This is a genomic window from Alteromonas sp. MMG017 (genome assembly GCF_018100795.1).
Lineage (GTDB): Bacteria > Pseudomonadota > Gammaproteobacteria > Enterobacterales > Alteromonadaceae > Alteromonas.
This window is the reverse complement of record NZ_JAGJDY010000020.1, coordinates 1-4,578: the sequence shown is the minus strand read 5'-3', so window position 1 is coordinate 4,578 and position 4,578 is coordinate 1. Positions and strand designations below refer to the sequence as shown.

The following is a 4,578-nucleotide window of genomic DNA, read 5'->3' as shown; positions in this document are numbered from 1 at the left end:
AGATGTCATACTCTACGTGAGATGTAGAGATGGTAATACCACGAGCTTTTTCTTCAGGCGCGTTATCGATTTGATCGAAAGCCTGAGCTGAACCACCGTATGTCTTAGAAAGAACAGTAGTGATTGCCGCAGTTAGAGTAGTTTTTCCGTGGTCAACGTGGCCAATAGTACCAACGTTTACATGGGGTTTCGTACGTTCAAACTTTTCTTTTGCCATTTCTATTATCCCAGCAAAGTTACTTTAAAAATTTATGAAATTCTATAAACATGAGCTGGGGAGAAACTGGTGCTGATAGGCAGATTTGAACTGCCGACCTCACCCTTACCAAGGGTGCGCTCTACCAACTGAGCTATATCAGCACTGATTTGGAGCGAGCAGTGGGAATCGAACCCACATCATCAGCTTGGAAGGCTGAGGTAATAGCCATTATACGATGCTCGCAAATCCTAATTCTCTGGCCACCTCATAAAAAAGTGGTGGAGGGGGCAGGATTCGAACCTGCGAAGGCTGAGCCGTCAGATTTACAGTCTGATCCCGTTGACCGCTTGGGTACCCCTCCAGATTGATGGTGCCGACTGCCGGAGTCGAACTGGCGACCTACTGATTACAAGTCAGTTGCTCTACCAACTGAGCTAAGTCGGCACTACATCAAGTGGGTGCGCATTCTAGAGTAATGAATTACTCAGTGCAAGTGTTGTTTTGAAAAATTTTACTTTTTCTTATTTGACCGATAAAAACTTATCAATCAAACCAGTTACGTAAGAAGCTCGCTTCTTGCGTAGCGGGCCAAACCTTGCACCACCAAATGAGCGGGACGAATCCTAACATCGCTTTCAAGGAATGCAAACATTTTTTTGTCTCCACCCCCTAAAATTATATCAAAATCGGTTTGTTTGCTGGATAAGTAATCAATAGCGCTCAAATAAACACCATACACTGCTGCATAGCACCCTGTTGCAACACATTCTTCGGTATCGTTACCTACCGTGAGAGTGGTCGGAATTTCGTCATTTGCATACACTTTCTTGGTGGAATTAAGTAATGCTTGCTTCATTACTTGAAAGCCTGGGGTGATCCAACCGCCTAAATGTTGACCACCCACGACAAAATCAACCGTAATTGCTGTGCCCACATCCATCACAAAAAAGGCTTTTTGTGATTTTTCTGCCGCACAAACCATAGCAAGCCATCGATCGACCCCCATTTTTTTTTCGTTTTCGTAACTATTTTTTATACCGAAGGCTTCTCGCTCGGTATTTTTTTCTACAACAGCGATATTTCTTTGCTCGCAGGCGGTGAAAATCTGTTCGACAGCATCAGCTTTTCGTACTGAGGCTAAATATAAATGGGAAATATTTTGTTGTTTATCGATAAAAGAAAGTAAATCAGATAAATTTTCTGTGGCGGTTGGCTCATTTTCGGCATTAGATAACAAACAATATTTAAATCGCGTATTACCGACGTCTACTAAAACCACATTTTTATCGGTTACCACGTAAGCTTACCTCTCCACCGTGGAATCGAGTGATACCATCTTGGGTTTCTACCAACAACGCACCGCTAGCATCTACACCTCTATCAATACCAGAAAAACGCTTTTCGCCCATTTGCAGTACAATTCTTTTATCTGCATATAAGTCTAGCGCTTCCCAATGAGGCGCGAACGGGCCAAAACCTTGTTGGGTGAACTTAGGTAACAACGCCCAAAGGGATTTTATTATGGCTGCAGCCAAACTATTTCTATCAGGGGTGTGACCTAAATAAGACGTTAAGTCACTATGGGGTTGCCCCACATCATATTGGCTATCAGGAACACACACATTTAAACCGATTCCAATAACAGAATGCGCAGTAGCACCAATTTGCCCTTCTACCTCTATAAGAATACCAGCCAGTTTCTTACCTTGAAGGTAAATATCGTTAGGCCATTTCAGCTCGGCATCATCTACACCAAAGTCTTTTAGAGCCTCACATACTGCTAAACCAACCATTAACGACAAACCGGCCATGCTTTGGTAACCATCGGGAAAAGACCAATACATAGAAAACGTTAAGCTACCGCCAATTGGCGCTAACCAGGTTCTACCATGACGACCACGACCCGCCGTTTGGATTTCAGCAAATATCGCATCACCATCGGCTAATTCGTGACGTGCATTGGAAATGCGCTTTTTCATTTCTGTATTAGTAGAAGGTAACACCGACTCAACATCTATCATGGCGCGCTTAGTGTTACCTAAGTGCTTCTTAATACTCTCTGCATTTAACAAAGCAAAACCTCGTTCTAAACGGTAACCCTTACCTTTAACTTTAAAAACATCTAATCCCCAGTCAGAAAGCTGAGAAATATGGCCAGCAACAGCGGTCCGGGAAAGGCCAACTTGTTGCGCTATAGTTTCACCTGAATGAAAGTGCCCATCTGATAAGAGGGCCAATATATGTTTTCTTACTGATTTCGATGCCTGTCTCATAAGCTAAAGAGCCCTTCCTTACCTACCAAGCGCACTTCTGGTTCAAGCAGTACTTTAAATTCACTTTCTACCGCATGCATAATCTGTTTAGCCAGGGCAACTAAGTCACTGCCCTGTGCGTGTCCAATATTAGTTAATACTAGCGGCTGTGTAGGATGACACCTAACGTCATTAAGCGTCTTTCCTTTAAAGCCAGTCTTATCGATAAGCCACGCAGCTGGCACCTTTACCTGATTTTCTGACACCGGATAACTGGGTATATCGAAGTGGACACGTTTTAGTTCTTCAAAATGCGTTAATGCAATAACTGGGTTCTTAAAGAAACTGCCTGCATTTCCAAGCTGCTTAGGATCAGGCAGCTTCGCTTTTCGCACTTCTATTACCTTATTGAATATATCTAATGCAGTAGGGCTATCCATTACCGCTAACTCACCATAACTCGCCACAACGTCGTATTCTTTTGGAAGTGTAAAATTCACTTTGGTGATAAGTGCTTTACCGTACAAGGCGTGTTTAAAAATACTATCGCGGTAGCCAAACTGGCAATCAGCACCTTTAATTAGAAAGGGTTCTTTTGTTTCAAGTAGTATCGCTTCAATAGAATCTATGAAGGCATGTATCTCTACCCCGTAAGCCCCAATATTTTGAATGGGGGATGCACCTACTGAACCAGGGATTAGCGCTAAATTTTCCAGCCCAAACCATTCATTTTGCATACACAGCGACACAAACTCGTGCCAATCTTCACCCGCCCCAACACTGATATGATGATGTGACTCGGTATCGTAATGGCTAATGCCTTTAATTTTATTAACTAATACCACACCGTCGAAGTCATTTAGAAATACAGAGTTGCTACCACCACCCAAAATATAGGTATTAACGTCGGGCGTGTAGGCGTTTAGAAATGAATCTACAGAGTCGAATTCAACGATAGTTGCGCAATTCGATGCTAGAGAAAAGGTATGGTACTGCTGTAATGAGGGCATAGCACTTTTTAGAAGAATGATAATGCGCTAATGGTAGGTGAAGCTGATGTTAATTAAAAGCGGTTTAGAGGCTATTGCATAATAGGGCTAAGGGTGGTCGTGTAATTTTATCTCTAACCGGCACATGTTATTTAAATTTATAAAGACCAGTTGCACTAATACTCAAATAGGAAAGTTTAAATATACCAGTTATCAGTACCTTTAATTGTTACGGAACGATATGAATAAATTTCACTCATCAATGACCTTTTGACTCTCTACTTACTAAATCTAAATAAGATAACGTTTATGATCATGGCCTTAGTGAGTGGCATGTATTATGTATCTATCTCATATAGATAAATGTCTTCTACGAAACATGTCTTTACGGAATATATGGTTCCAAATAATGCGCTTTCTACTTTTATTATTAGGCGCGCTAAATTAAATGGAGTTTTCTATGAAAAAGCTTTCACTTACAATATTGGTTAGTACCTTAATTTCTGGCGCGGCGATAGCGAGTGATCAAACCGCAAAATTCGACGCTAGCTTTTCCTCTCTGGATAGTGATGGAAATGAGTTATTAGCCTCCCAAGAATTAGATGGGACATCTTTAGCTGCTTATATCAATGATATAGATATTAATGGCGACTCATCTATTAACCTCTCTGAATTCAATGAATACGCAAAAGCTAATCCAGATAAATTTTCTGAAGATGTGATTGCTTCGGTTAATGAGAACAGTGTAGAAGATGCTGTTAGTGAACAAAAAGTAGCGACTGCTGAAAATAGCGATATGGTATCTGCGGTTATCGCGAACTTTGAAAAGGCTGATACGAATAAGGACGGAACCCTATCTTCAACCGAAGTTTCAACAGCCAATATGGATGGTAATTTCTCTGAAATGGATACCGATGGTAATGACGCGCTCAGCAAAGTTGAGCTTGAGAATTATTTAAAGCAAAAAGCTTCTCGCTAGGTATCTTAAAAGAAAGTAAACGCTACTCATTCACTTCCTTTTTTGGAATGAGCGCGCAAGGAGGACCTGCAGTACACGCAGTTTTTACTACAGACTACCCGCTAAGTATCACTTTCCTATAGGCATAAAAAAAGGGCTATCCGTTAGGATAGCCCTTTC

The 4,578-nt window shown here is 41.4% G+C and carries 5 protein-coding genes and 4 tRNA genes; 1 reads left to right on the top strand and 8 read right to left on the bottom strand.

Annotation, left to right across the window (positions count from 1 at the left end; all coding sequences use genetic code 11):
* The 8 genes from J8L84_RS19930 to murB form a co-directional block, all read right to left on the bottom strand.
* Positions 1–217: GTP-binding protein (locus J8L84_RS19930; RefSeq protein WP_247670902.1), on the bottom strand; the 217-nt coding region annotated here is incomplete at its 3' end.
* Positions 218–284: 67 nt separating this feature from the next.
* A tRNA-Thr gene (locus J8L84_RS19925) sits at positions 285–360 on the bottom strand.
* A 7-nt stretch (positions 361–367) separates the two neighbouring features.
* A tRNA-Gly gene (locus J8L84_RS19920) sits at positions 368–442 on the bottom strand.
* A gap of 33 nt (positions 443–475) precedes the next feature.
* A tRNA-Tyr gene (locus J8L84_RS19915) sits at positions 476–560 on the bottom strand.
* 7 nt (positions 561–567) lie between these two features.
* Positions 568–643, bottom strand: a tRNA-Thr gene (locus tag J8L84_RS19910).
* 112 nt (positions 644–755) lie between these two features.
* A complete protein-coding gene (locus J8L84_RS19905; protein WP_211072226.1) occupies positions 756–1,496 on the bottom strand; it encodes a type III pantothenate kinase in 741 nt (246 codons plus the stop codon).
* Positions 1,483–2,472 carry a bifunctional biotin--[acetyl-CoA-carboxylase] ligase/biotin operon repressor BirA gene (gene birA / locus J8L84_RS19900; RefSeq protein ID WP_211072225.1) on the bottom strand — a complete coding sequence of 330 codons (990 nt, stop codon included), beginning with the start codon at positions 2,470–2,472 and terminating at the stop codon, positions 1,483–1,485. The genes J8L84_RS19905 and birA overlap by 14 nt, the downstream gene beginning before the upstream one ends.
* Positions 2,469–3,461, bottom strand: coding sequence for a UDP-N-acetylmuramate dehydrogenase (gene murB / locus J8L84_RS19895; RefSeq protein ID WP_211072224.1), 993 nt, complete (start codon positions 3,459–3,461; stop codon positions 2,469–2,471). Before murB ends, birA begins: the two co-directional genes overlap by 4 nt.
* Positions 3,462–3,900: 439 nt before the next feature.
* Between murB and J8L84_RS19890 the strand changes: the two genes are divergently transcribed.
* Positions 3,901–4,419, top strand: a complete 519-nt coding sequence (locus J8L84_RS19890) for a hypothetical protein (RefSeq protein ID WP_211072223.1) — start codon at positions 3,901–3,903, stop codon at positions 4,417–4,419.
* Positions 4,420–4,578: the final 159 nt, after the last annotated feature.